This is a genomic window from Pseudomonas sp. 24 E 13 (genome assembly GCF_900004715.1).
In the GTDB taxonomy this organism is placed as follows: Bacteria; Pseudomonadota; Gammaproteobacteria; order Pseudomonadales; family Pseudomonadaceae; genus Aquipseudomonas; species Aquipseudomonas orientalis_A.
In genome coordinates this window covers 120,883-142,199 of sequence record NZ_CVTO01000102.1, presented here as the reverse complement: position 1 = coordinate 142,199, position 21,317 = coordinate 120,883, and the positions used below count along the sequence as shown (strand labels likewise).

The 21,317-nt window shown below is 62.0% G+C and carries 23 protein-coding genes; 8 read left to right on the top strand and 15 right to left on the bottom strand.

Annotated features, from left to right (window positions below):
• Positions 1–37: 37 nt before the first annotated feature.
• From ispE to BFP90_RS09465, 3 genes are read right to left on the bottom strand one after another with little or no spacing between them, the layout of a single operon-like run.
• Positions 38–841, bottom strand: coding sequence for a 4-(cytidine 5'-diphospho)-2-C-methyl-D-erythritol kinase (gene ispE, locus BFP90_RS09475; RefSeq protein ID WP_240997008.1), 804 nt, complete (start codon positions 839–841; stop codon positions 38–40).
• A 49-nt stretch (positions 842–890) separates the two neighbouring features.
• On the bottom strand, positions 891–1,508 hold the full coding sequence (gene lolB / locus BFP90_RS09470) for a lipoprotein insertase outer membrane protein LolB (protein WP_065891723.1): 618 nt from the start codon (positions 1,506–1,508) through the stop codon (positions 891–893).
• A 4-nt stretch (positions 1,509–1,512) separates the two neighbouring features.
• Complete coding sequence (locus tag BFP90_RS09465; protein ID WP_065896522.1) at positions 1,513–3,237, bottom strand: tetratricopeptide repeat protein; 1,725 nt, start codon at positions 3,235–3,237, stop codon at positions 1,513–1,515.
• A gap of 316 nt (positions 3,238–3,553) precedes the next feature.
• Between BFP90_RS09465 and hemA the strand changes: the two genes are divergently transcribed.
• The 6 genes from hemA (at position 3,554) to BFP90_RS09435 (ending at position 8,907) form a co-directional block, all read left to right on the top strand.
• The gene (hemA, locus tag BFP90_RS09460) at positions 3,554–4,843 is read left to right on the top strand and encodes a glutamyl-tRNA reductase (protein ID WP_065888037.1); all 1,290 of its coding nucleotides are present in this window, start codon (positions 3,554–3,556) and stop codon (positions 4,841–4,843) included.
• Positions 4,840–5,922 (top strand): peptide chain release factor 1, encoded by a 1,083-nt coding sequence (prfA, locus tag BFP90_RS09455; RefSeq protein ID WP_065891721.1) that lies wholly within the window; start codon positions 4,840–4,842, stop codon positions 5,920–5,922. The genes hemA and prfA overlap by 4 nt, the downstream gene beginning before the upstream one ends.
• Positions 5,923–6,753: a peptide chain release factor N(5)-glutamine methyltransferase gene (gene prmC, locus BFP90_RS09450; RefSeq protein WP_065896521.1), complete on the top strand. Its 831-nt coding sequence runs from the start codon at positions 5,923–5,925 to the stop codon at positions 6,751–6,753.
• Positions 6,747–7,502 carry a molybdopterin-synthase adenylyltransferase MoeB gene (locus BFP90_RS09445; RefSeq protein ID WP_065896520.1) on the top strand — a complete coding sequence of 252 codons (756 nt, stop codon included), beginning with the start codon at positions 6,747–6,749 and terminating at the stop codon, positions 7,500–7,502. The genes prmC and BFP90_RS09445 overlap by 7 nt, the downstream gene beginning before the upstream one ends.
• Complete coding sequence (gene murI / locus BFP90_RS09440) at positions 7,495–8,289, top strand: glutamate racemase (protein ID WP_065896519.1); 795 nt, start codon at positions 7,495–7,497, stop codon at positions 8,287–8,289. The genes BFP90_RS09445 and murI overlap by 8 nt, the downstream gene beginning before the upstream one ends.
• A gap of 99 nt (positions 8,290–8,388) precedes the next feature.
• Positions 8,389–8,907 (top strand): acyloxyacyl hydrolase, encoded by a 519-nt coding sequence (locus tag BFP90_RS09435; protein ID WP_065891717.1) that lies wholly within the window; start codon positions 8,389–8,391, stop codon positions 8,905–8,907.
• Between the two features lie 153 nt (positions 8,908–9,060).
• Here the strand turns inward: BFP90_RS09435 and BFP90_RS09430 are convergent, their stop codons facing one another.
• From BFP90_RS09430 to BFP90_RS09375, 12 genes are all read right to left on the bottom strand, one after another.
• Complete coding sequence (locus tag BFP90_RS09430; RefSeq protein WP_065891716.1) at positions 9,061–9,366, bottom strand: YkgJ family cysteine cluster protein; 306 nt, start codon at positions 9,364–9,366, stop codon at positions 9,061–9,063.
• Positions 9,367–9,420: 54 nt separating this feature from the next.
• Entirely contained in the window at positions 9,421–9,930 is a 510-nt protein-coding gene (locus tag BFP90_RS09425; protein WP_065896518.1) for a DUF2878 domain-containing protein, read from the bottom strand.
• Positions 9,923–11,194, bottom strand: a complete 1,272-nt coding sequence (locus tag BFP90_RS09420; RefSeq protein ID WP_065896517.1) for an SAM-dependent methyltransferase — start codon at positions 11,192–11,194, stop codon at positions 9,923–9,925. Before BFP90_RS09420 ends, BFP90_RS09425 begins: the two co-directional genes overlap by 8 nt.
• Positions 11,181–11,990 (bottom strand): DUF1365 domain-containing protein, encoded by an 810-nt coding sequence (locus BFP90_RS09415; RefSeq protein ID WP_065896516.1) that lies wholly within the window; start codon positions 11,988–11,990, stop codon positions 11,181–11,183. The genes BFP90_RS09420 and BFP90_RS09415 overlap by 14 nt, the downstream gene beginning before the upstream one ends.
• Positions 11,987–13,234 carry an NAD(P)/FAD-dependent oxidoreductase gene (locus BFP90_RS09410; protein ID WP_065891712.1) on the bottom strand — a complete coding sequence of 416 codons (1,248 nt, stop codon included), beginning with the start codon at positions 13,232–13,234 and terminating at the stop codon, positions 11,987–11,989. Before BFP90_RS09410 ends, BFP90_RS09415 begins: the two co-directional genes overlap by 4 nt.
• Complete coding sequence (locus BFP90_RS09405; RefSeq protein ID WP_065891711.1) at positions 13,231–14,013, bottom strand: SDR family NAD(P)-dependent oxidoreductase; 783 nt, start codon at positions 14,011–14,013, stop codon at positions 13,231–13,233. The genes BFP90_RS09410 and BFP90_RS09405 overlap by 4 nt, the downstream gene beginning before the upstream one ends.
• Complete coding sequence (locus tag BFP90_RS09400; RefSeq protein WP_065896515.1) at positions 14,010–14,432, bottom strand: nuclear transport factor 2 family protein; 423 nt, start codon at positions 14,430–14,432, stop codon at positions 14,010–14,012. Before BFP90_RS09400 ends, BFP90_RS09405 begins: the two co-directional genes overlap by 4 nt.
• Positions 14,425–15,867: a deoxyribodipyrimidine photo-lyase gene (gene phrB, locus BFP90_RS09395; protein WP_065896514.1), complete on the bottom strand. Its 1,443-nt coding sequence runs from the start codon at positions 15,865–15,867 to the stop codon at positions 14,425–14,427. The genes BFP90_RS09400 and phrB overlap by 8 nt, the downstream gene beginning before the upstream one ends.
• Positions 15,868–16,797 (bottom strand): MerR family transcriptional regulator, encoded by a 930-nt coding sequence (locus BFP90_RS09390; RefSeq protein WP_065896513.1) that lies wholly within the window; start codon positions 16,795–16,797, stop codon positions 15,868–15,870.
• A gap of 3 nt (positions 16,798–16,800) precedes the next feature.
• The gene (locus tag BFP90_RS09385) at positions 16,801–17,760 is read right to left on the bottom strand and encodes a YbgA family protein (protein WP_065891707.1); all 960 of its coding nucleotides are present in this window, start codon (positions 17,758–17,760) and stop codon (positions 16,801–16,803) included.
• A 114-nt stretch (positions 17,761–17,874) separates the two neighbouring features.
• Positions 17,875–18,090, bottom strand: a complete 216-nt coding sequence (locus BFP90_RS09380) for a TIGR02450 family Trp-rich protein (RefSeq protein ID WP_065891706.1) — start codon at positions 18,088–18,090, stop codon at positions 17,875–17,877.
• Positions 18,087–19,073 (bottom strand): NAD(P)/FAD-dependent oxidoreductase, encoded by a 987-nt coding sequence (locus BFP90_RS09375; RefSeq protein WP_065891705.1) that lies wholly within the window; start codon positions 19,071–19,073, stop codon positions 18,087–18,089. Before BFP90_RS09375 ends, BFP90_RS09380 begins: the two co-directional genes overlap by 4 nt.
• Before the next feature lie 212 nt (positions 19,074–19,285).
• On the opposite strand from BFP90_RS09375, the gene BFP90_RS09370 reads away from it, so the two are divergent.
• Positions 19,286–20,185 (top strand): TIGR01777 family oxidoreductase, encoded by a 900-nt coding sequence (locus tag BFP90_RS09370; protein ID WP_065891704.1) that lies wholly within the window; start codon positions 19,286–19,288, stop codon positions 20,183–20,185.
• A 14-nt stretch (positions 20,186–20,199) separates the two neighbouring features.
• Entirely contained in the window at positions 20,200–21,225 is a 1,026-nt protein-coding gene (gene hemH, locus BFP90_RS09365) for a ferrochelatase (protein WP_065896512.1), read from the top strand.
• Positions 21,226–21,317 lie beyond the last annotated feature (92 nt).

The window sequence follows — 21,317 nt, the reverse complement described above, 5'->3', positions numbered from 1 at the left end:
GTATCTGTTGCAACGAGTGCCTAACACTCGATTCCTTTTAGAGCAGATTTTGCAGCTTGCGATGCAACATCGAAACGTTGCTTCCCTTTGCTACAAACCCTGTAAGGGTCTCTGTAAGAAGGGCCGAGACTTTATCAGCTTCAGCTTTGCTTGGGAAGCCCCCAAACACACAACTTCCAGTTCCGGTTAATTTTGCTTCGGTGAATTTACCTAACAAATTCAAAGCGTTACGTACCTCTGGATAACGCCTTGCTACAACCGGTAAGCAGTCATTTCGACTGTTTCCCTTGGGAACGGGGCGCACTTTAATGGGAGAAGAGTTACGTGTCAACAACGGATCTGAAAAAATTTCTGCTGTACTTACAGATACTTGCGGCACAAGCACGAGATACCACGGCTCTTCGGGGTCTACAGGGGTCAGTTTCTCCCCTACACCCTCGGCAAATGCGGCATGCCCACGCACGAAAACCGGGACGTCGGCACCGAGCGTCAGGCCCAGCGCGGCCAGGCGATCCTGGTCCCAGCCCAGCTGCCACACGTGGTTGAGCCCGAGCAATGTCGTGGCGGCATTTGAGCTGCCGCCGCCGATGCCGCCGCCCATGGGCAGGATTTTATCGATCCAGATATCAATGCCGAGTGGGCAGCCCGATTGCTGCTGAAGATTTTTCGCCGCTTTCACGATCAGGTTGCTGTCGTGGGGCACGCCTGCAAATTCGGTGTGCAGCTTGATCACGCCATCGTCACGCACGGCGAACGTCAGTTCATCGCCGTAGTCGAGAAATTGAAACAGCGTCTGCAACTCGTGGTAGCCGTCTTCACGGCGACCAAGGATGTGCAGCATCAGATTGAGTTTGGCGGGGGAGGGCAGCGTGAGTTTTGCGACTGTCACGTTATTGCCCCAGCTTGCGCGGTTGCCAGTCCTTGATCACCAGCGTGACGTCAAGGTCGGTGCCGTGCAGTTTGATGCGCTCGGGCAGCCAGTAACCGTTCTGTTGCACGTAGCTCAGGTACTCGACCTGCCAGCCATCCTGTTCCAGGGAGGCCAGGCGACTGTCGCCATTGAGGCTCAAGCGACTTTTGCTGTCCGGCGCCGGGAGTCCGCGCACCCACCACACCAGGTGCGAGACCGGCAGTTTCCAACCGATCTGCTGCTCCAGCAGTTCTTCCGGGGAGGTCGCTTCGTAGCGGCCCTGGTTAGCCACTTCAAGGCTCACTTGCCCGGGGCGTCCGGTCAAGCGGGCCGCACCGCGACCCAGCGGGCCGGAGAGGCGAATATCGTAGTAATCCTGGCGCTGCAGCCAGAACAAGGTGCCGCTGCCGGAATCTTTCGGCGCGCGTACCCCGACCTTGCCTTCGATCTGCCAGCCGTCGATGCTGCTGAGCTGGTCCTTGTGCTGTTGCCATTGTGCCGGGTTGCCCTGGCCTTCAACGGATTCGCGGGAACCAAAACCCGCGCAACCGGCGAGCAGGGCGATGAAACTGAAAACGATAACGTGGCGCAAAAACATAAGCTTATAGGGTCTCGGATCCGGTCAGGCGCTTGATGGTGCTGCGCAGGATAGGGCTTTCGGGTTGTTCCTTGAGGAATTTTTCCCAGATCTGTCGCGCTTCGCGTTGCTTGCCGTTGGCCCACAACACTTCGCCCAGGTGAGCGGCGACTTCATGGTCGGGGAAGCGCTCCAGGGCCTGGCGCAGCAAGCGCTCGGCCTCGTCGAGGTTGCCCAGGCGATAATTGACCCAGCCCAGGCTGTCGAGCACGGCCGGGTCTTCCGGGTTGAGCTTGTGGGCCTGTTCGATCAGCACCTTGGCTTCGGCGTAGCGCGTGGTGCGGTCGGACAAGGTGTACCCCAGGGCGTTGAGGGCCATGGCGTTGTCCGGGTCGCGCTTGATGATCAGGCGCAGGTCTTTTTCCATCTGCGCCAGGTCATTGCGTTTTTCCGCCTGCATGGCGCGGGTGTAGAGCAGGTTCAGGTCGTCGGGGTATTGCAGCAACGCCTGTTGCAGCAATTTCCAGGCGCGTTCGCCCTGTTTGTTGGCCGACAAGGTTTCGGCCTGGATCAGGTACAGCTGGATCGCGTAGTCCGGTTCGGCATCGCGGGCGGCGGCCAGGCGTTTCTCCGCTTCATCCGTACGACCGTTGCTGATCAGGATATCGGCCTGGCGCAACTGGGCCGGCAGGTAGTCATTGCCCGGGCCGACCTGGGCGTACTCAAGCAGAGCCGCTTGTGGGTCGTTGCGCTCTTCAGCGATGCGGCCCAGGTTCAGGTGCGCCGAATCCACATGGCTTTCGCGTGCGACCAGCTCTTCCAGGTAGCCCTTGGCCTCGTCCCAGGCCTTGGCTTCCAGGCACACCAGTGCGAGGGAGTAGCGCAGTTCGTCGTCGTCCGGGTACTGCTGGACCAGGTTGGCGAACTGCACTTTGGCGTCTTCCATGCGGTCCTGCTCTACCAGCATCCGCGCATAAGTCAGGCGCAGGCGCTTGTCGTCCGGGTACTTCTTGATACTTTTTTCCAGCAGCGGAATCGCTTCCTTGCCGCGGTTGAGGTTCTGCAGCAGGCGCGCACGCAGCAGGATCGGTGCGATTTCACCGTCTTCCGGCGGGTTCTGCTCGAGCAGCTTGAGGGCGGCGTCGGCTTCATCGTCCTGTTGCAGCAACAGGGCTTTGCCGAAAATCAGCTGGCTGTTCTTCGGATGCTTTTGCAGCAGGCGGTCGAAACTCTTCATCAGGCCATTGCGCGTATCCGGGTCGGTATCGGCAGCCGACAGTGCCAGGAAGTCGAAATGCGTGTCGCCCTTGCCCTGCAAGACTTTTTCCATGTAGACCATGGAGTCGTCATAGCGCCCGGCGCGTGCCAACTGCACGGCGGCTGCACGTTGAGCCTCCAAGTCGTCCTGGGCGTTTTTCGCCCAGATCAACGAGGCGTCCAGCGCGGCCTGGTCGGCCCCCAGGTACTCGGCGATGCGAAACGCGCGCTCCGAGATACCGGGGTCCTGAGTATTGATGGCCTGGGTGACGTAGTTGTCCAGCGCAATATCGAAGCGATTACGCTGGCCGGCCAGTTCTGCGGTCAGCAGGCTGTAGACCGTTTCTTCGCTGAACGAGGAATAAACCTTGGGCTTTTCAGGGACGGGGGTGCTGTCTTCCACCGGCTGTGCAGCGTCCGGCGGCACGGGTGCCATGGCCTGGCAGCCGCTGAGGAAGACAAAAGCAAGGAGCAACGCGGAAGATCTATTCATATAGGAAGAGGACGACTAACCTGCGGTCGGATCATCATGACACAAGCCTTCGGCCAAACATAACCGGGGCACTCGGAATACGACTATTGCTGCCTTTTGCCTTTCCTTTGTAGGAGCGAGCTTGCTCGCGAAAAACCTGAGAGCGCCGCTGAGCTCCAGGCTTCCCGCGTTATCGTTGACGATTTTCGCGAGCAAGCTCGCTCCTGCAAAGTGGCATTGATAGGCATAAGGTATAGGGACAATAGACGACGGTGGTTGTTCTGGATCTTTCGAAGTAGGACAATTGTCGGCTTCCCGACATCATCAGCGATATTGAATGGCCTTCCTCGCACTCGGTATTAACCACAAGACTGCCTCAGTAGACGTGCGCGAGCGCGTGGCGTTTACGCCGGAGCAGTTGGTTGAGGCCTTGCAGCAGCTCTGCCGGCTCACCGACAGTCGCGAAGCTGCGATCCTTTCGACCTGCAATCGCAGCGAGCTTTATATAGAGCAGGAGCATCTCTCGGCGGATGTCGTGCTGCGCTGGCTGGCCGATTATCACCATTTGGACCTCGACGACCTGCGCGCCAGCGCTTATGTGCATGAAGAGGATGCGGCCGTTCGTCACATGATGCGCGTGGCGGCCGGTCTCGACTCGCTGGTGTTGGGTGAGCCGCAGATTCTGGGCCAGATGAAGTCAGCCTATGCCGTGGCCCGCGAGGCCGGCACCGTCGGCCCGCTGCTGGGGCGTCTGTTCCAGGCCACCTTCAATTCCGCCAAGCAAGTGCGCACCGACACGGCCATCGGCGAGAACCCGGTGTCCGTGGCGTTTGCCGCCGTCAGCCTGGCCAAGCAGATTTTCAGCGACTTGCAGCGCAGCCAGGCGCTGCTGATTGGTGCCGGCGAAACCATTACCCTGGTCGCCCGCCACCTGCATGAGCTGGGCGTGAAGCGTATCGTGGTGGCCAACCGCACGCTTGAGCGCGCGAGCATCCTCGCCGAGCAGTTCGGCGCGCATGCCGTGTTGCTGTCGGACATCCCGGCCGAACTGGTGCGCAGCGACATCGTCATCAGTTCCACCGCCAGCCAGTTGCCGATCCTGGGCAAAGGCGCGGTCGAGAGCGCGTTGAAGCTGCGCAAGCACAAGCCGATCTTTATGGTGGATATTGCCGTTCCCCGGGATATCGAGCCTGAAGTCGGCGAGTTGGACGACGTTTACCTCTATAGCGTCGATGATTTGCATGAAGTGGTCGCCGAAAACCTCAAGAGTCGCCAGGGTGCTGCCCAGGCCGCCGAGGAAATGGTCAGCATCGGCGCTGATGATTTCATGGTGCGCCTGCGCGAGCTGGCGGCGGTGGATGTGCTCAAGGCGTATCGTCAGCAGGGCGAACGCCTGCGCGATGAGGAACTGATCAAGGCTCAGCGGCTGTTGGCCAATGGCAGCAGCGCCGAGGAGGTGCTGATGCAGTTGGCCCGTGGCCTGACCAATAAGCTGCTCCACGCGCCCAGCGTACAGTTGAAAAAGCTTACCGCCGAAGGCCGCCTCGATGCGCTGGCCATGGCCCAGGAACTCTTTGCCCTCGGTGAGGGCGCGTCAGATAGCTCTTCGGATAAAAAACCGCAATGAAAGCGTCACTGCTCAATAAACTGGACGTGCTCCAGGACCGTTTCGAAGAACTGACCGCCTTGCTCGGCGATGGCGAGGTCATCTCCGATCAAAGCAAATTTCGCGCTTATTCCAAGGAATACGCCGAAGTTGAACCGGTCGTGACCACCTACAAAGACCTGCTGAAAGTGCAGGCAGACCTCGAGGGCGCCCAGGCGCTGCTCAAGGACAACGACCCGGACATGCGCGAAATGGCCGTGGAAGAAGTGCGCGAGGCCAAGGAAAAACTCGCCGAACTGGAAGGCGACCTGCAACGCATGTTGCTGCCCAAAGACCCTAACGATGGACGCAACGTGTACCTCGAAATCCGCGCCGGCACCGGCGGCGACGAGGCGGCGATTTTCTCCGGCGACCTGTTTCGCATGTACTCGCGTTACGCCGAGCGTCGCGGCTGGCGTGTGGAAATCCTGTCCGAGAACGAAGGTGAGCACGGCGGCTATAAAGAAGTCATCGCACGGGTTGAAGGCGATAACGTCTACGGCAAGCTCAAGTTCGAGTCCGGCGCGCACCGTGTGCAACGCGTCCCGGCGACGGAGTCCCAGGGCCGTATCCACACGTCGGCCTGTACCGTGGCGGTGTTGCCCGAGCCGGACGAGCAGGAAGCGATCGAGATCAACCCGGCGGACTTGCGCGTCGATACCTACCGCTCGTCGGGCGCAGGCGGCCAGCACGTCAACAAGACCGACTCGGCGATTCGGATCACCCACTTGCCGTCGGGCATTGTGGTGGAATGCCAGGAAGAACGTTCCCAGCACAAGAACCGTGCGCGGGCGATGTCCTGGCTGTCGGCCAAGTTGAATGACCAGCAGACCAGCGCCGCCGCCAACGCGATTGCCAGCGAGCGCAAGCTGCTGGTGGGCTCGGGCGATCGCTCCGAACGCATCCGCACCTACAACTTTGCCCAGGGCCGGGTCACCGACCATCGGGTCAACCTCACCCTGTATTCCCTGGATGAAATCCTGGCCGGTGGCGTGGATGCGGTGATCGAGCCGCTGCTCGCCGAATACCAGGCCGATCAATTGGCGGCGATAGGTGAATAAATGACCATCATTGCCAGCCTGTTGCGCGCCGCCGACCTGCCCGACTCGCCCTCCGCGCGCCTGGATGCCGAGCTGTTGCTGGCCGCTGCCCTGGGCAAGTCCCGCAGCTATTTGCACACCTGGCCGGAAAAGATCGTCAGCAGCGAGCACGCCCTGACGTTTGCCGACTATCTGCAACGCCGTCGCGGCGGTGAGCCGGTGGCCTATATCCTCGGCCAGCAAGGCTTCTGGAAGCTGGACCTGGAGGTCGCGCCCCACACGCTGATCCCGCGTCCGGACACCGAGCTGCTGGTGGAAACCGCCCTGGAATTATTGCCGGCCCTGCCCGCCAAGGTCCTGGACTTGGGCACCGGCAGCGGTGCCATCGCCCTGGCCCTGGCCAGTGAGCGTGCAATGTGGCAGGTCACGGCGGTCGACCGCGTGCTGGAAGCCGTGGCCCTGGCCGAGCGCAACCGCCAGCGGCTGCACCTCAATAATGCGGTGGTGCTCAACAGCCATTGGTTCGACGCGCTGCAAGGCCATACCTATGACCTGATCATCAGCAACCCGCCGTATATCGCCGCCAACGACCCGCACCTGGCCGCAGGCGACGTGCGCTTCGAGCCGGCCAGCGCACTGGTGGCCGGCCATGACGGGCTGGACGACCTGCGCCTGATCATCCAGCAGGCCCCGGCCCACTTGAATGCCGGCGGCCGTCTGTTGCTGGAACATGGCTACGACCAGGCCGCTGCCGTGCGTGACCTGTTGCTCAGTGAAGGCTTTGAACAGGTGCACAGCCGTATCGACCTCGGCGGCCATGAACGCATCACCCTGGGACGCCGCCCGTGCTGAGCGACCACGAGCTGTTGCGCTACAGTCGGCAGATTCTGTTGCAGCAGGTCGACATCGACGGCCAGTTGCGCCTGAAAAACAGCCGCGCGTTGATCGTCGGCCTGGGAGGGCTGGGTGCGCCGGTCGCGCTGTACCTGGCCGCCGCCGGGGTCGGCGAGCTGCATCTGGCGGATTTCGACACGGTCGACCTGACCAACCTGCAACGCCAGATCATCCATGACACCGACAGCGTCGGGCAGACCAAGGTCGATTCGGCCCTGCGTCGGCTGAGCGCGATCAACCCCGAAGTCACACTGGTCGCCCATCGCGCCGCGCTGGATGCCGACTCATTGACCGCGGCCGTTGCAGCGGTGGATGTGGTACTCGATTGCAGCGACAATTTTTCCACCCGCGAAGCGGTCAACGCTGCCTGTGTTATTGCCGGCAAACCGTTGGTCAGTGGCGCGGCGATTCGCCTTGAAGGGCAGTTGTCGGTCTTCGACCCACGGCGCCCCGAAAGCCCCTGCTACCACTGCTTGTACGGGCACGGCAGCGACACCGAACTGACCTGCAGCGAAGCCGGCGTCGTCGGCCCGCTGGTGGGGCTGGTCGGCAGCCTGCAAGCGTTGGAAGCCTTGAAGCTGCTGGCCGGCTTTGGTGAGCCGCTGGTAGGGCGCTTGTTGCTGATCGATGCGCTGACCACGCGGTTTCGTGAGTTGCGGGTCAAACGCGACCCGGCTTGCAGCGTGTGCGGGACGCACCATGCTTAAGGACGCGCCCGTCGGTGTGTTCGATTCCGGGGTCGGCGGCCTGTCGGTACTGGACGAAATCCAACAGTTATTGCCCCATGAGTCACTGTTGTACGTGGCCGATTGCGGGCATATCCCCTATGGCGAGAAAACCCCGGCCTTCATCCGCGAGCGTTCGCGGCGGGTCGCCGAGTTTTTTCGCGGGCACGGCGCCAAGGCGTTCGTGATTGCCTGTAACACTGCGACGGTTGCCGCCGTTGCCGATTTGCGCCAGGACTACCCCGATTGGCCGTTGGTCGGCATGGAGCCTGCGGTAAAACCGGCGGCTGCCGCGACGCGCAGTGGCGTGGTCGGCGTGCTGGCCACCACCGGCACCCTGCAAAGCGCCAAGTTCGCCGCCTTGCTCGACCGCTTCGCCACTGACGTGCGGGTGATTACCCAACCCTGCCCGGGCTTGGTGGAGTTGATTGAAACCGGCGACCTGAACAGCCCGGCCCTGCGCCAGTTATTGCAGGTCTACGTCGAACCGCTGCTCAGCGCGGGTTGCGACACCATCATCCTCGGCTGCACCCACTATCCCTTCCTCAAGCCACTGCTGGCGCAGATGCTGCCCGCAAGCATCATCCTGATCGACACCGGCGCCGCCGTCGCGCGCCAGCTCAAGCGTCTACTGGGTGAGCGGGACTTGCTGGCCGGCTGTGCACCTCGCCCTGCGCAGTTCTGGACCAGCGGTGATGTCAGTCACCTTAGAAATATCCTACCGACACTTTGGAAATATCCTGGAGTTGTGCGAAGCTTCGCCTCGTGAAAATTTCGTGAAATCTCGCTGAACTTCTGGCTCTACGCTGGCTTCTATTGCGAGATGGCCTGTAAATAATCAATAACTTCGTTCGCAAAGGTAGTTTCTATGAAGCGCTTGTTCTGTATGGCTGCTATTGCGGCTGTGATGGTGGGACACTCTATTACCACCCAGGCCGCCGGCCTGGAGTTCGGCCTGGGCAGCACCAGCGATTCAACGCTGACGTACCGTCTGGGCCTGACCTCCGATTGGGACAAAAGCTGGATGCAGAGCAATGTCGGTCGCCTGACGGGCTACTGGAGCGGCGCTTATACGTATTGGGAAGGTGATGATCGTGCAGGCGCCAGCAGCCTGTCGTTCTCGCCGGTGTTTGTGTATGAGTTTGCCGGGGAATCGGTCAAACCTTACATCGAGGCCGGGATCGGGGTGGCGTTGTTCTCCCGCACCCAACTGGAAGACAACAACATCGGCCAGTCCTTCCAGTTCGAAGACCGCCTGGGTTTCGGCCTGCGGTTTGCCGGCGGGCATGAAGTGGGCATTCGTGCCACGCACTATTCCAACGCCGGTATCAGCAGCAATAACGATGGGGTAGAGAGCTACGCGCTGCACTACACCATGCCGTTGTAAAAGCACACTGCAAAACCAATGTGGGAGGGGGCTTGCCCCCGATAGCAGAGTGTCAGCTAATAGATGTACAACTGACCCACCGCAATCGGGGGCAAGCCCCCTCCCACATTTGGATCTGGAGCTGGCCAGCCAGCTACTGTACTCATTTGAGTATCAGCGATACACCGTGGCAATGCCTGCACGCTCTTCAAGGCACTCCGGTGCCCCCATCTCGAATTCCCGGCATATCAACGGCCGAAGCTCATAGATCGTGCACATCATCGTGTCCCGGTCCAACGCCGCACACCAGCCATCATCCAGGCGCAGCATCACTTCGCCGCCCCAGTCATCGGTGTCGATATAGCGCGGCGGCACGCCGGTGTCGGTGATCAGCATCACTTCCAGCTGGCAGCAGCAGGCCGCGCACGTCGAGCAGGTGACGGCGGGTTCAGTGATTTGGGTGTGAGGGATGTTGGTCATAGGCCGGCAGCTTCAAGCTTTAAGCGGCAAGCTGCAAGCAGAAGCCGACCGGCTTCATCTTTTAAGCGTTGTTGGAAGTCCGCCGCTTGTGGCTGCTGCTGCCAGCAGCGGGAAAACCACGGCCCAGAGCACCGCCAGCCCGGCCATTGTCGGGCCCAGGCCATAGCCGAACTGCACCCCAGCCAGTTGGCTGCCGGCGTAATACGACAGCGGTCCGCCCACTGCGCCCAATAGCGCGGCGCGCCACCAGGGGCGGGCGCTCCAGGCCAGGCAATGGCGCAAGGTGGTGCCCAGCAAGGCCCACAGCAGCATCAGCCAGAAGGGAATCAACGGCCCCGGCTCGCTGAAGTGGAAAACCCCGAGGGTGCGCAACAGCGTGTCGAGCAACGTGCCGGCGAGTGTCACGCCGATGATCAGCGCGCCTTCATCGGTCAATGAGCTGATCCACAGCAGATGGATGAGCAGCACCGCCAACCCTGCCAGCAACCATGGGCTGTCGCCGCCGAGCACACAGGCAAACCAGCCGCATTGAAACAGCGCGGCGTTGGCCAGGGATTTAAGCATTAAAGCGCCCGAGCAACGGCGGGTTGATGGCTGCGGGCTTGGCCAGCAGCAACTGCGCGGTGCCGATCGTACGCTCCATGAAGCCGCCTTCGCAGTAGCACAGGTAGAACTCCCACAAACGCAGGAAGTACTCGTCGTAGCCAAGCTCCGCCAGGCGCCCATGGGCCCCGCGAAAGTTGTCATGCCACAGGCGCAGGGTGCGCGCGTAGTGCAGCCCGAAATCCTCCATGTGCAGCAGGTTCATGTCGGTGTCGCGGCAGACGATCTGCAGCATGTTCTGCACGCTGGGCAGGGCGCCACCGGGAAAGATGTAGCGCTGGATAAAGTCGACGCTGTTCCTGGCCTGCTCATAACGTTGTTCGCGGATGGTGATGGCTTGCAGCAGCATCAGGCCGTCGGGTTTGAGCAAGTGCGCGCACTGTTTGAAATACGTGGGCAGGAAGCGATGGCCCACCGCTTCGATCATTTCGATGGACACCAGCTTGTCGTACTTACCGGTCAGGTCGCGGTAGTCCTGCAGCAACAATGTCACCTGCTCTTGCAGGCCCGCCGCTTCGATGCGCTGCGCGGTGTAGGCGAACTGTTCCCTGGACAGGGTCGTGGTGGTGACCTTGCAACCGTAATGCTGCGCCGCGTACAGCGCCATGCTGCCCCACCCGGTGCCGATTTCCAGCAGATGGTCGGTAGGCTTGAGCGACAGTTTCTGGCAGATGCGTTCCAGCTTGTTCAGTTGCGCCTGTTCCAGGGTGTCGTCGGCGCTGAGAAATTGCGCCGCCGAATACATCATGGTCGGGTCGAGAAACTCCTGGAACAGGTCGTTGCCCAGGTCGTAATGGGCTTCGATGTTCTTTCGCGAGCCCTTGCGTGTGTTGCGGTTGAGCCAGTGCAGGCCCTGGGTGAACGGCCGCGCCAGGCGAGCCAGGCCGCCCTCCATGGCATCGAGCACGTCCAGGTTGCTGACCATCACACGCACCACGGCGGTCAGGTCCGGGCTGCTCCAGTAGCCGTGGATAAACGCTTCGCCGGCGCCGATCGAACCGTTGGCGGCCACCAGGCCCCACACCGCCGAGTCGAGGATCTGGATTTCCCCCAAAAGATGCGCTTCCCGTGCGCCGAAAACGTGTCGCTCGCCGTCCTCGACGATCACCAATTGGCCGTGGCGCAATTGGCCGAGTTGGCGCAACACGCCCTTGCGCAGCAGCGCAGCGGTCATGCCATTGACGTTCAGGCGATGGGTCTTGACCGATAAGCTAGGGGATTTCATGGCGGCGATCCTTGGTATACCCGACGGCGGTGCTGGAGGCGCCATCGGCGGCCCGGTGGGAAAAAATCGGTGTGCGTTTGAGCAACAGGCGCATGGCCTGCCAGTAAATCGCCAGGCAGGTCTTGGCGGTCATCCACGGAAAGCGCCATAGATAACGATGCAGACTGGCGCGGTTCAGGGCTTCTTTTTGCAGGCTCAAGGTGGCGTCGAAGACTTTATCCGCGCCCTGCCAATCGGCCATGTGCACGCCGAGCCTGGCGCCGGGCGGGCTGAAGCTCATGCGGTATTCCAGGTCGCGCGGCAGAAACGGCGACACATGGAACGCCTTGGCCACGGCGAAGTGCTGGTGCTCATCGGCGCCCAGTGCCTGGGCCGGCAGCACGTAGTGATAGCGCTCGCGCCACGGGGTGTTGGTGACTTCGCACAGGATCGCCGCCAGTTGCCCGTCGGCTTCGAAGCAATAGAAGAAGCTCACCGGATTGAATGCCAGGCCCCAGCTGCGCGCCTGGGTCAGCAGACAGATAGCACCCTGTGGCGTGCGTCCCAGCGCCTTGCCGACTTCATGGCGCACCGCATCGCTCAAGGACATGCCGTGGCGAGTGAACGCGCGCAGGTAGTCCTGCTGGCGAAAGCCGAAGGGCGCCAGGCGGCTGCTGCCTGCCAGGGGCGAGAGCCCGAGCACGGCGTCCTGTTCGCTGAGGTCCAGGTACAGCAGGCCGATGCGGTAGCGAAAGGCATGGGCCTTGGGCGCAAACCGGCGATGGGCGATCCAGCCGCTGTACAGGGCGCTGTTCACAGGGTTTCCCCAAACGCCTGGGCCACGCGCAGGGCGCTGACCACGCCGTCCTCATGGAAACCATTGGCCCAATAGGCGCCGCAGTAGAACGTGTTGCGCGCGCCGTGCAATTCTTCCCAGCGCGCCTGTGCGGCCACTGCCGCCAGGCTGTATTGCGGATGGGCGTAGGTGTAGCGCGCCAGGATCTTCAGCGGGTTGATCACCGATGTCTGGTTGAGACTCACGCAAAAGGTGGTGGCGCTGTCGATGCCTTGCAGGATGTTCATGTCATAGGTGACGGCGGCCTGCTGCTGTTGATTGCCGCCCAGCCGGTAATTCCAACTGGCCCAGGCCAGCTTGCGGTCGGGCAGCAGTCGTGTGTCGGTGTGCAGCACCACGTCGTTGTCGGCATAGGGCAGGGCGCCGAGGATCTGTCGTTCGGCCTCGCTCGGGTCGGCGAGCAATGCCAGGGCCTGGTCGCTGTGGCAGGCGAACACCACGCGGTCGAATGTCTCGCTGCCGAGCGGGCTGTGGATAACCACGCCGTCGTCGGTGCGTTGCACCTTATGCACAGGACAATTGAGGCGTACCTGTTCGCGAAAGCTGCGGGTCAAGGGCTCTATATAGCGGCTGGAGCCTCCTTCGATCACGCACCATTGCGGACGGTTGCTCACCGACAGCAGGCCGTGGTTCTTGAAGAAACGCACGAAGAACTGCAGCGGGAACTTGAGCATATCGGCCAGGGACATCGACCAGATCGCCGCGCCCATCGGCACGATGTAGTGGCGGATAAACCGCGGGCCGTAGCCGCCGGCTTCGAGATACTCGCCAAGGGTCATGTCGGCGTTGATGCGCTGCTCTTGCAGATCCAGCGGCGCCTGGCGGTTGAAGCGCAGAATATCGCGCAGCATGCCCCAGAACCCCGGCGACAAAATATTGCGGCGCTGGGCAAACAGGCTGTTGAGGTTATTGCCGTTGTATTCGAATCCGGTACTTTCATCGCACACCGAAAAACTCATTTCGGTGGGTTTGAACGTGACCCCGATCTGCCCCAGCAGGCGGATAAAGTTCGGGTAGGTCCAGTCGTTGAACACGATGAAACCGGTGTCCACCGCATAGCTTTTGCCGTCGACCGTCACGTTGGCGGTATGGGTATGCCCGCCAAGGCAGTCACCGGCTTCGAACAGCGTGATGTCGTGACGACGGCTGAGCAGGTAGGCGCTGGTCAGCCCGGCGATGCCGCTGCCGATAATGGCGATCTTCACAGGTCGTCCTTTTGCGGCGGTGGGCTGCGCAACATGCGTTTGCCGATGATCAGCTGTGCGCGGTTAGGCAGCTTCGACAACGGCCACAGGGTAGCGATGAACAAGGCCGGAAAGGCGATCTCCAGGGGGCGCTTTTCCAGCTTGGCGAAGATATGCCTGGCGGCCTTGTCGGCGGGCCAGCTCAGGGGCATGGGGAAATCATTGCGTTCGGTCAGTGGCGTGTCGACAAACCCCGGACTGATCACCGTAACGTCGATATTCTCCGGCGACAGGCCGATGCGCAGGGACTCGAACAAATAGCGCAGCCCCGCCTTGGAGGCGCCATAGGCTTCAGCGCGGGGCATGGGCAGGTAGGTCACGGCGCTGGCCACGCCCACCAGGTGCGGCGTACGCCCGGCACGCAACAACGGCAGTGCCGCTTCGATGCAATAACTGCTGGCCAGCAGGTTGGTGCGCACCACGTGTTCGATGATCGACGCATCGAACTGCCGGGCGTCGACATATTCACAGGTGCCGGCGTTGAGAATCACCGTATCCAGCGAGCCCCAGACTTCGCTGATCCGTTTACCGATTTCGCGTACGGTCTGGCTGTTGGTCAAGTCGCCGGCCACCACCAGCACTTGCCCCGGATAACGCTGGGCGAGCGCCTCCAGCGGGCCCTTGGTGCGCGAGCTGAGCGCCACATGGGCGCCGCTGTTGAGCAACTCCACGGCGAGCGCGGCACCGATGCCACTGCTGGCGCCGGTCAACCAATAACGACGGGGCGGTGTCAGGCTCATCCGATTCTCCTTTTCAGCCAACTGATGACGCCGCCGAGGACCGGCAGGTGTTCGTAAAGCAGCGCGCCGGCATCGAAGTAGTCGCGGTGTCGGTAAACCTTGTCGCGCCACATCAAGTGGGAGCAGCCTTGCACCTGGATCAGTTCGCCGCCGGCCAGGCGCGGGTGGCGGAAATTCATGGTCCAGCGCAGGTAGCCTTCGCCTTCGGCCGTCTGGTCGAAGCCGTGGAAATCAAAGGTCAGCTGGTTGACGTTGCTGTACAGCTGCGCGAAGTAGCGATGCAGCTCGGGCAGGCCGTGGACTTCATGCAGCGGGTCGACAAACACGATGTCGTCGCTGTACAGGCTGTCGAGCAGGTGCAGGTTGTGCTTGTCCAGCGTGGCAAAGGTGTGGCCGAAATGGCGCAGGAAGTCACTCATGGTCGGCCATCTCCTGACGCGAAGGCAGGCTGCGAAAGGCGGCGAGGGCGCGCTCGCGGGATTTCTTCAGGTCGACAATGGCGCGCGGGTAGTCGGCCACGCCGAACAGCCCGCCAGAGGCTTCGGGGTTGTGTACTTCTTTTTTATTCAGCGCGGCCAGTTCCGGCAGCCAGTGCTTGATGAACAACCCTTCGCTGTCGAATTTTTCCGACTGGCTCAGTGGGCTGAAAATCCGGAAATACGGCGCCGAGTCGGTGCCTGTCGATGAGCTCCACTGCCAGCCGCCGTTGTTGGCCGCCAGGTCGCCGTCGATCAAGTGCCGCATGAAGAAGCGCTCGCCCTCGCGCCAGTCGATCAGCAGGTTCTTGGTCAGGAACATCGCCACCACCATGCGCAGACGGTTGTGCATCCAGCCGGTTTCCAGCAGTTGGCGCATGGCCGCATCGATGATCGGCAAGCCGGTGCGTGCCTGTTGCCAGGCGGCCAGGTCCTCGGGGGCGTCGCGCCAGGCCACCGCCTCGGTTTCGGGGCGGAACGCACGGTGACGGGAGACGCGCGGGTAGCCCACGAGGATGTGTTTGTAGAATTCGCGCCACAGCAGTTCGTTGATCCAGGTGATCGTGCCGATGTCACCGCTTTCGAACTCGCCCTGATTGGACTGCAGCGCGGCGTGCAGGCACTGGCGCGGCGACACGACCCCGGCGGCAAGGTAGGCGGACAGCTGGCTGGTGCCGGGCTTGGCGGGAAAGTCGCGCTCGTCCTTGTAGTAACTGATCTGCTCATCGGCGAAGGCGTCGAGGCGCCGGCGCGCCTCGTCTTCACCGGCGGGCCAGAGGGCGCGCAAGCTTTCACTGGGGGGCGCGAAACCTTCAACGCGGGTGGGGATGGCATCGCTTTGCAGGTCGAGCACGGCCTGGGCCTTGGGGCTTGCCACCAAAGGCGGCAAGGCGCTGTGCAGACGGGTGTAGCAGACCTTGCGGAACTGGCTGAACACTTGAAAGTAGGTGCCGGACTTGGTCAACACACTGCCCGGCTGGAAGAACAGCTGGTCGAGGTAGCTGTGGAAGGTCACGCCGTCTGCTTCCAGGGCCCGGGCCACGGCGCTGTCGCGACGGCTCTCGTGGATCCCGTATTCCTCGTTGACGTGCACCGACTCGACCTTGAGCTCCCGGCATAGCTGGCTCAATACGCCTGGCGCCTGCTCCCAGGTGTCGGCGTGGCGGATCAGCAGCGGGATGTTCACGTCTGCGAGCGCTTGCTCTAACGCTTGCAGGTTGCGCAGCCAGAAATCCACCTTGCACGGCGCATCATCGTGGGCCAGCCATTGTTGCGGGGTGATCAGGTAAATGGCCGCGACCGGGCCTCGCTGGCTGGCGGCAGTCAGGGCGGTGTTGTCGTGAAGGCGCAGGTCGGTGCGCAGCCAGATCAAGTGCATTTAGACGATTCCACGCTGGATCAATATCTGGTGGGCCGCCAACGGGTCTTCGGCGACGAACAACTCGGGGATGTCACGGGTTAGTACGGCCAACTCGGCGTGGTGGATGCAGACCGCCGGTCCGGCAATCAATATCGGGCAACCAATGCCCGCCAGCAGTTTCGTGAGTGCCGCGACCTGCAGCGCCTTGCTGGAATACAGCAATACGGCGCGCGGTTGCAGGTGTTCCACCGCCAGCGCCAGTTCGCCGGGGGGCAGCGGCCAGTCGAACACCTCCACCGGGCAGTCGGCGCTGCTGGCCAGCCAGGCGCTGAGCCACAGGTGCGGCTCCAGGAGCAAGTCGGAGTGGTTGACCAGCAGCAGCGGGGCGCCGTGGAGTTGCCGGTTGTTGTGGTAAATGCGCGCGCCGAACTTGCTGCGCAACCAGGACAGGAAAAATACCCGCTCCATCTGTGCGCCGAACTGACCCTGCCACTTCTGTTCGAGTTCGCCGAGCAGTGGCAGCATCAATTGCTCGCACAAGGTGCGTGGCGGATAGAGCGCCATGGCCTGATTGAATGCATCGTCGACCCGACGTTCGGCCAGCTCAGCGATGGCCGTCAGCAAGGTTTGGCGCAAGGTGTGCCATTCGTTTTCCATCGGTTCTGGGGAGGCTTGGGCGGAGTCGATCAGGCCTTTTACCTGGCTGACCGGCACGCCGCGATTGAGCCAGGTGAGGATGGCATGGATGCGTTGCACGTGGTCGGCGCTGAACAAGCGATGCCCCTTGGGCGTGCGCTGGGGCACGATCAGGCCGTAACGGCGCTCCCATGCGCGCAGGGTCACGGCATTGACGCCGGTCTGGCGCGCCACCTCGCGGATCGGCAGCCAGCCATTTTGCAGGGCTTGGGCGATGTCTTCGCCGGGTTCGTCTTGCAGGGCAACTGTCATGGTCTAGATCGCATTGCGCAGGCTGAGGTTTTCCGGGTGCGGTTGCAGGTAGGCCTGCTGCGCAATGTAGCGGTCCGGGTGTTGACGAAAGTGATGCTTGAGCAACGTGAGCGGCACCACCAGCGGCACGATGCCTTGGCGGTACTGGCTGATGACGGTTTGCATTTCCTGTTTGTCATCGGCGCTGATCGCCTGCTTGAGGTAGCCGCTGATGTGTTGCAGCACATTGGTGTGGGTGCCACGGGTAGCGCACTTGGTCAGGCCGGTCATCAGTTCGCTGAAGTAGCAACTGGCCAATTCGTCCAGGTGGGTGTCCTTGGTCATGCTGCCCAGCAGGTGGCCGAGGCTTTTGTAATGCGCCGGGCTGTGGGCCATCAACAAGTATTTGTAGCGCGAATGGAAGGCCAGCAGGCGGTGACGCGTCAGGCCTTCGGCGAGCAATTGTTGCCAGCTGGCGTAGACGAATACGCGGGTGAGGAAGTTTTCACGCAATACCGGATCATTCAGGCGACCGTCCTCTTCCACCGGCAGGTTGGGGTGGCGCGCGCAGAACGCCTGGGCGTAGATACCGCGCCCGCCGCCATCCACCGGTGCGCCGTTCTCACGGTACACCTTGACCCGCTCCAGGCCACAGGAGGGCGACTTCTGCATAAAGATGTAGCCGCACAGGTCGGTGTGCTCGGCCGCCATCTGCTGGCCGTATTCATCCAGCGGCTGGGTCACGTTGAGTTCGCGGTGCACGGTGCCGACCGCCTGGGGGTTGGCCGGGTCGCCGACCAGGCGAATGGTTTCACGGGGAATGCCCAGGCCGATGGCGACTTCGGGGCACAGCGGCACGTAGTCGAAGTAGTCGGCCAGGGTCTGGGTGCACAGGAGGGATTGCTTATGCCCGCCGTTGAAACGCACGTTTTCGCCCAGCAGGCAGGCGCTGATGCCGATTTTGGGTTTCACGGAATGGGGCATGGGTAAACCTCTGCGAAATTCCTGTACAGTTTTTTATCCCTGTACAACTAAATCTCATCATAGATTTGATCTTGTACAAGTCAATAATTTTGTATAGGTATTTTTCGCCCGGATTTACGTCCAGCCCATTTTCCAGCGTTCAGGGTTCTGCAGGGCCTGCCATGGGAGGCGTTCGCTGCGCCGGGTCATCACCGCTTGCAGTTCGATTTCCAGCACGGTGCCTTCCTCGTCACGGAACAGCTCGGTGACGAGGAAGTGTTTTTCCTTGTTTTTCGGGGCGGTCGCGGTCCATTTCGACAGCAGCAGTTTGGCCGGATTCAAGCGGTTCATTGCAGGTGCTCGATCAACCGTCGCGCCGCCTCCTGGCCGCTGAGCCAGGCGCCTTCGACGCGCCCGGACAGGCACCAGTCGCCGCAGACGAACAGGCCCAGGTCGGCATCGGCCAGCACCCCGAACTCATGACTGCTGGACGGCCTGGCGTAGAGCCAGCGGTGGGCCAGGCTGAATGACGGCGCGGGCATGGCGCAGTGCAGCAATTCGGCGAAGGCGCCGTGCAGGTGTTCGATCACGGCTTCCCTGGGCAGGTCCAGGTGCGCCTTGCTCCAGGTGCTGGTGGCATGCAGCACCCAGGTGTCGAGGCTGACGTCACGCCCGGGTTTGCTGCGGTTGCGCGCCAGCCAGTCGAGGGCGCTGTCTTGCACGAAGCAGCCTTCCATCGGCGTATCCAGAGGCGTGTCGAAGGCCAGGGCGATGGCCCAGGTCGGCTCCATTTTCACCCCGGCCACGGCGCTCGCCAGCTTCGGTGCGGCGGCCAGCAGGGTGGTGGCCTGGGGCGCCGGCGTGGCAATGATCACATGGCTGAACGGGCCGTGACTGCCGCCATCGGCATCGAGCAGGTTCCAGTGCTGGGTGCCCTGGAATACTTCGGTAATGCGGCAACCGAACTCCACCGGCAGGTCATCGAGCAGGGCGCGGGTAATGGCGCTCATGCGCGGGGTACCCACCCAGCGGATCTGTTCATCGGGGGAGGGCGTCAGCTGGCCGGCCTTGAAGTTGTACAGCTGGGGTTTCCACTGTTCGGCCCAGCCGTGGCTTTGCCAGCGCTGCACCTCGTTGACGAAGCGCCGGTCGCGGGCGGTGAAATATTGAGCGCCCATGTCCAGCGCGCCGGCGTCGCTGCGCTTGCTGGACATACGGCCGCCGCTGCCGCGGCTTTTATCGAAGAGGTGTACAACGTGCCCCGCGTCTCGTAACGCTCGGGCGGCGGAGAGACCGGCAATGCCGGCACCTATGATCGCGATGGGGACAGTCATGGGAGGCCTCGTTTACCTTTGGGTACAGACTACGCCGACACCAATAGCTGTACAATATTGTTTTTTGGTATAAGTTTTGGCGTGCCTGATTGTGTGGCGTGACCTATGGTTAAGCCAACAGGCTAAACGATCGTCACGCTCGAATATCAAATCGATCCCTGCTTATAAAATAGACCAGTGAGCGGCCGCGAACGTTACATGAGGAGAGTCCCATGCATATTTTGCTGACCGGCGGTACCGGCTTGATCGGCCGTCAACTGTGCCGGCACTGGCTTGCCCAGGGCCATCGCTTGACCGTGTTGAGTCGTACCCCTGAATCCGTGGCGCGTATTTGCGGCGCGCAGGTGCTGGGCGTTGGGCGCCTGCAGGACGTGATCGGCGCGGTGGACGCGGTGGTCAACCTGGCCGGTGCGCCGATTGCCGACCGTCCCTGGACTCACAAGCGCAAGGCATTGCTGTGGAGCAGTCGCATCAGCCTGACCGAAAGTCTGCTGGCGTGGCTGGAACGCCTGGAGCAGAAACCGGCGGTGCTGATCTCGGGTTCCGCCGTGGGCTGGTATGGCGACGGCGGCGAGCGCGAACTGACTGAAGACAGCGGCCCGGTGCAGGATGATTTTCCCAGTCAGTTGTGTATCGCCTGGGAAGAAACCGCCGCGCGTGCCGAGGCCTTGGGCATTCGCGTGGTGCTGGTGCGTACCGGCCTGGTGCTGGCGGCCGAGGGCGGCTTTTTGTCGCGCCTGTTGCTGCCGTTCAAACTGGCGCTGGGCGGGCCGATCGGCAATGGCCGCCAGTGGATGCCATGGGTGCATATCCGCGATCAAATCGCCCTGATTGATTTTCTTCTGCACAAGGCTGACGCCCGTGGTCCTTATAATGCCTGCGCGCCACACCCGGTGCGCAACCGCGAGTTCGCCAAGACGCTGGGCCAGGTGCTGCACCGCCCGGCGTTCATGCCGATGCCGGCCTTTGCGCTGAAGGTTGGATTGGGCGAGTTGTCGGGTTTATTGCTTGGCGGGCAAAAGGCACTGCCTGAGCGGCTGCTGGCCGCAGGTTTCACTTTCCAGTTCACTGAATTGCGTGCGGCCCTGGACGACTTGTCCAGCCGCCTCTAAAGATAGGATGTTGCATGACCGATCACGCGTTGTTACTGGTCAACCTGGGCTCGCCAAAGTCCACTTCGGTGGCCGATGTGCGCAGCTACCTCAATCAGTTCCTGATGGACCCTTATGTCATCGACCTGCCGTGGCCGGTACGTCGCTTGCTGGTGTCGCTGATCCTGATCAAACGTCCCGAGCAGTCGGCGCATGCCTATGCGTCCATCTGGTGGGACGAAGGCTCGCCGCTGGTGGTCCTCAGCCGTCGCCTGCAGCAGCAGATGACCGCGCAATGGACCCAGGGCCCGGTAGAACTGGCGATGCGTTATGGCGAGCCATCCCTTGACACGGTGCTGACGCGCCTGGCCGCCCAGGGCATTCAGAAAGTGACGTTGGCGCCGCTGTACCCGCAGTTTGCCGACAGCACCGTGACCACGGTGATAGAAGAAGCCAGGCGCGTGGTGCGTGACAAGAAACTGAAGGTGCAATTCTCCATCCTGCAGCCGTTCTACGACCAGCCTGAGTACCTCGATGCCCTGGCCGCCAGTGTACGGCCGCATGTGGAACAGGCTTACGATCACCTGCTGTTGAGTTTCCACGGCTTGCCCGAGCGTCACCTGACCAAGCTCGACCCGACCGGCCAGCATTGTTTCAAGGATGCCGATTGCTGCAAAAATGCCTCGCCTGAGGTGCTTGCCACCTGTTATCGCGCGCAATGCTTCAGCGTTGCCCGCGATGTGGCCGAGCGGTTGGGGCTGCCGGATGGCAAGTGGTCGGTGGCGTTCCAGTCGCGCCTGGGCCGCGCCAAGTGGATCGAACCCTACACCGAGGCGTGTCTTGAGGCATTGGCGCAGCAAGGCGTGAAAAAACTGCTGGTGATGTGCCCCGCGTTTGTCGCCGATTGCATCGAGACCCTGGAAGAAATCGGTGATCGCGGGCTGGAACAGTTCCGTGAGGCGGGAGGCGAGGAGTTGATATTGGTGCCGTGCTTGAACGATGACCCGCAGTGGGCGGCGGCGCTCAATACCCTCTGCGAAAGAGCGCCGGTTACGCTGTAATCACGCCTTGCGGTGATCCAATTGTGGGAGGGGCGGTGCGACGATTCGACTTGCCCCCGATGGCGGCCTCTGGGCCGACCAGGATGTTGGAT

Excerpts from the sequence above, each read along its gene's own strand:
- BFP90_RS09430 (WP_065891716.1), bottom strand. The coding sequence starts at position 9,366 with ATGACCAACATCCCTCACACCCAAATCACTGAACCCGCCGTCACCTGC.
- BFP90_RS09370 (WP_065891704.1), top strand. The coding sequence starts at position 19,286 with ATGCATATTTTGCTGACCGGCGGTACCGGCTTGATCGGCCGTCAACTG.
- lolB (WP_065891723.1), bottom strand. The coding sequence starts at position 1,508 with ATGTTTTTGCGCCACGTTATCGTTTTCAGTTTCATCGCCCTGCTCGCC.
- BFP90_RS09425 (WP_065896518.1), bottom strand. The coding sequence starts at position 9,930 with ATGCTTAAATCCCTGGCCAACGCCGCGCTGTTTCAATGCGGCTGGTTT.
- BFP90_RS09405 (WP_065891711.1), bottom strand. The coding sequence starts at position 14,013 with ATGAGCCTGACACCGCCCCGTCGTTATTGGTTGACCGGCGCCAGCAGT.
- hemH (WP_065896512.1), top strand. The coding sequence starts at position 20,200 with ATGACCGATCACGCGTTGTTACTGGTCAACCTGGGCTCGCCAAAGTCC.
- BFP90_RS09435 (WP_065891717.1), top strand. The coding sequence starts at position 8,389 with ATGAAGCGCTTGTTCTGTATGGCTGCTATTGCGGCTGTGATGGTGGGA.
- BFP90_RS09385 (WP_065891707.1), bottom strand. The coding sequence starts at position 17,760 with ATGCCCCATTCCGTGAAACCCAAAATCGGCATCAGCGCCTGCCTGCTG.
- BFP90_RS09375 (WP_065891705.1), bottom strand. The coding sequence starts at position 19,073 with ATGACTGTCCCCATCGCGATCATAGGTGCCGGCATTGCCGGTCTCTCC.
- phrB (WP_065896514.1), bottom strand. The coding sequence starts at position 15,867 with ATGCACTTGATCTGGCTGCGCACCGACCTGCGCCTTCACGACAACACC.
- BFP90_RS09390 (WP_065896513.1), bottom strand. The coding sequence starts at position 16,797 with ATGACAGTTGCCCTGCAAGACGAACCCGGCGAAGACATCGCCCAAGCC.
- ispE (WP_240997008.1), bottom strand. The coding sequence starts at position 841 with ATGCTGCACATCCTTGGTCGCCGTGAAGACGGCTACCACGAGTTGCAG.
- BFP90_RS09400 (WP_065896515.1), bottom strand. The coding sequence starts at position 14,432 with ATGAGTGACTTCCTGCGCCATTTCGGCCACACCTTTGCCACGCTGGAC.
- hemA (WP_065888037.1), top strand. The coding sequence starts at position 3,554 with ATGGCCTTCCTCGCACTCGGTATTAACCACAAGACTGCCTCAGTAGAC.
- prmC (WP_065896521.1), top strand. The coding sequence starts at position 5,923 with ATGACCATCATTGCCAGCCTGTTGCGCGCCGCCGACCTGCCCGACTCG.
- murI (WP_065896519.1), top strand. The coding sequence starts at position 7,495 with ATGCTTAAGGACGCGCCCGTCGGTGTGTTCGATTCCGGGGTCGGCGGC.
- prfA (WP_065891721.1), top strand. The coding sequence starts at position 4,840 with ATGAAAGCGTCACTGCTCAATAAACTGGACGTGCTCCAGGACCGTTTC.
- BFP90_RS09380 (WP_065891706.1), bottom strand. The coding sequence starts at position 18,090 with ATGAACCGCTTGAATCCGGCCAAACTGCTGCTGTCGAAATGGACCGCG.
- BFP90_RS09420 (WP_065896517.1), bottom strand. The coding sequence starts at position 11,194 with ATGAAATCCCCTAGCTTATCGGTCAAGACCCATCGCCTGAACGTCAAT.
- BFP90_RS09465 (WP_065896522.1), bottom strand. The coding sequence starts at position 3,237 with ATGAATAGATCTTCCGCGTTGCTCCTTGCTTTTGTCTTCCTCAGCGGC.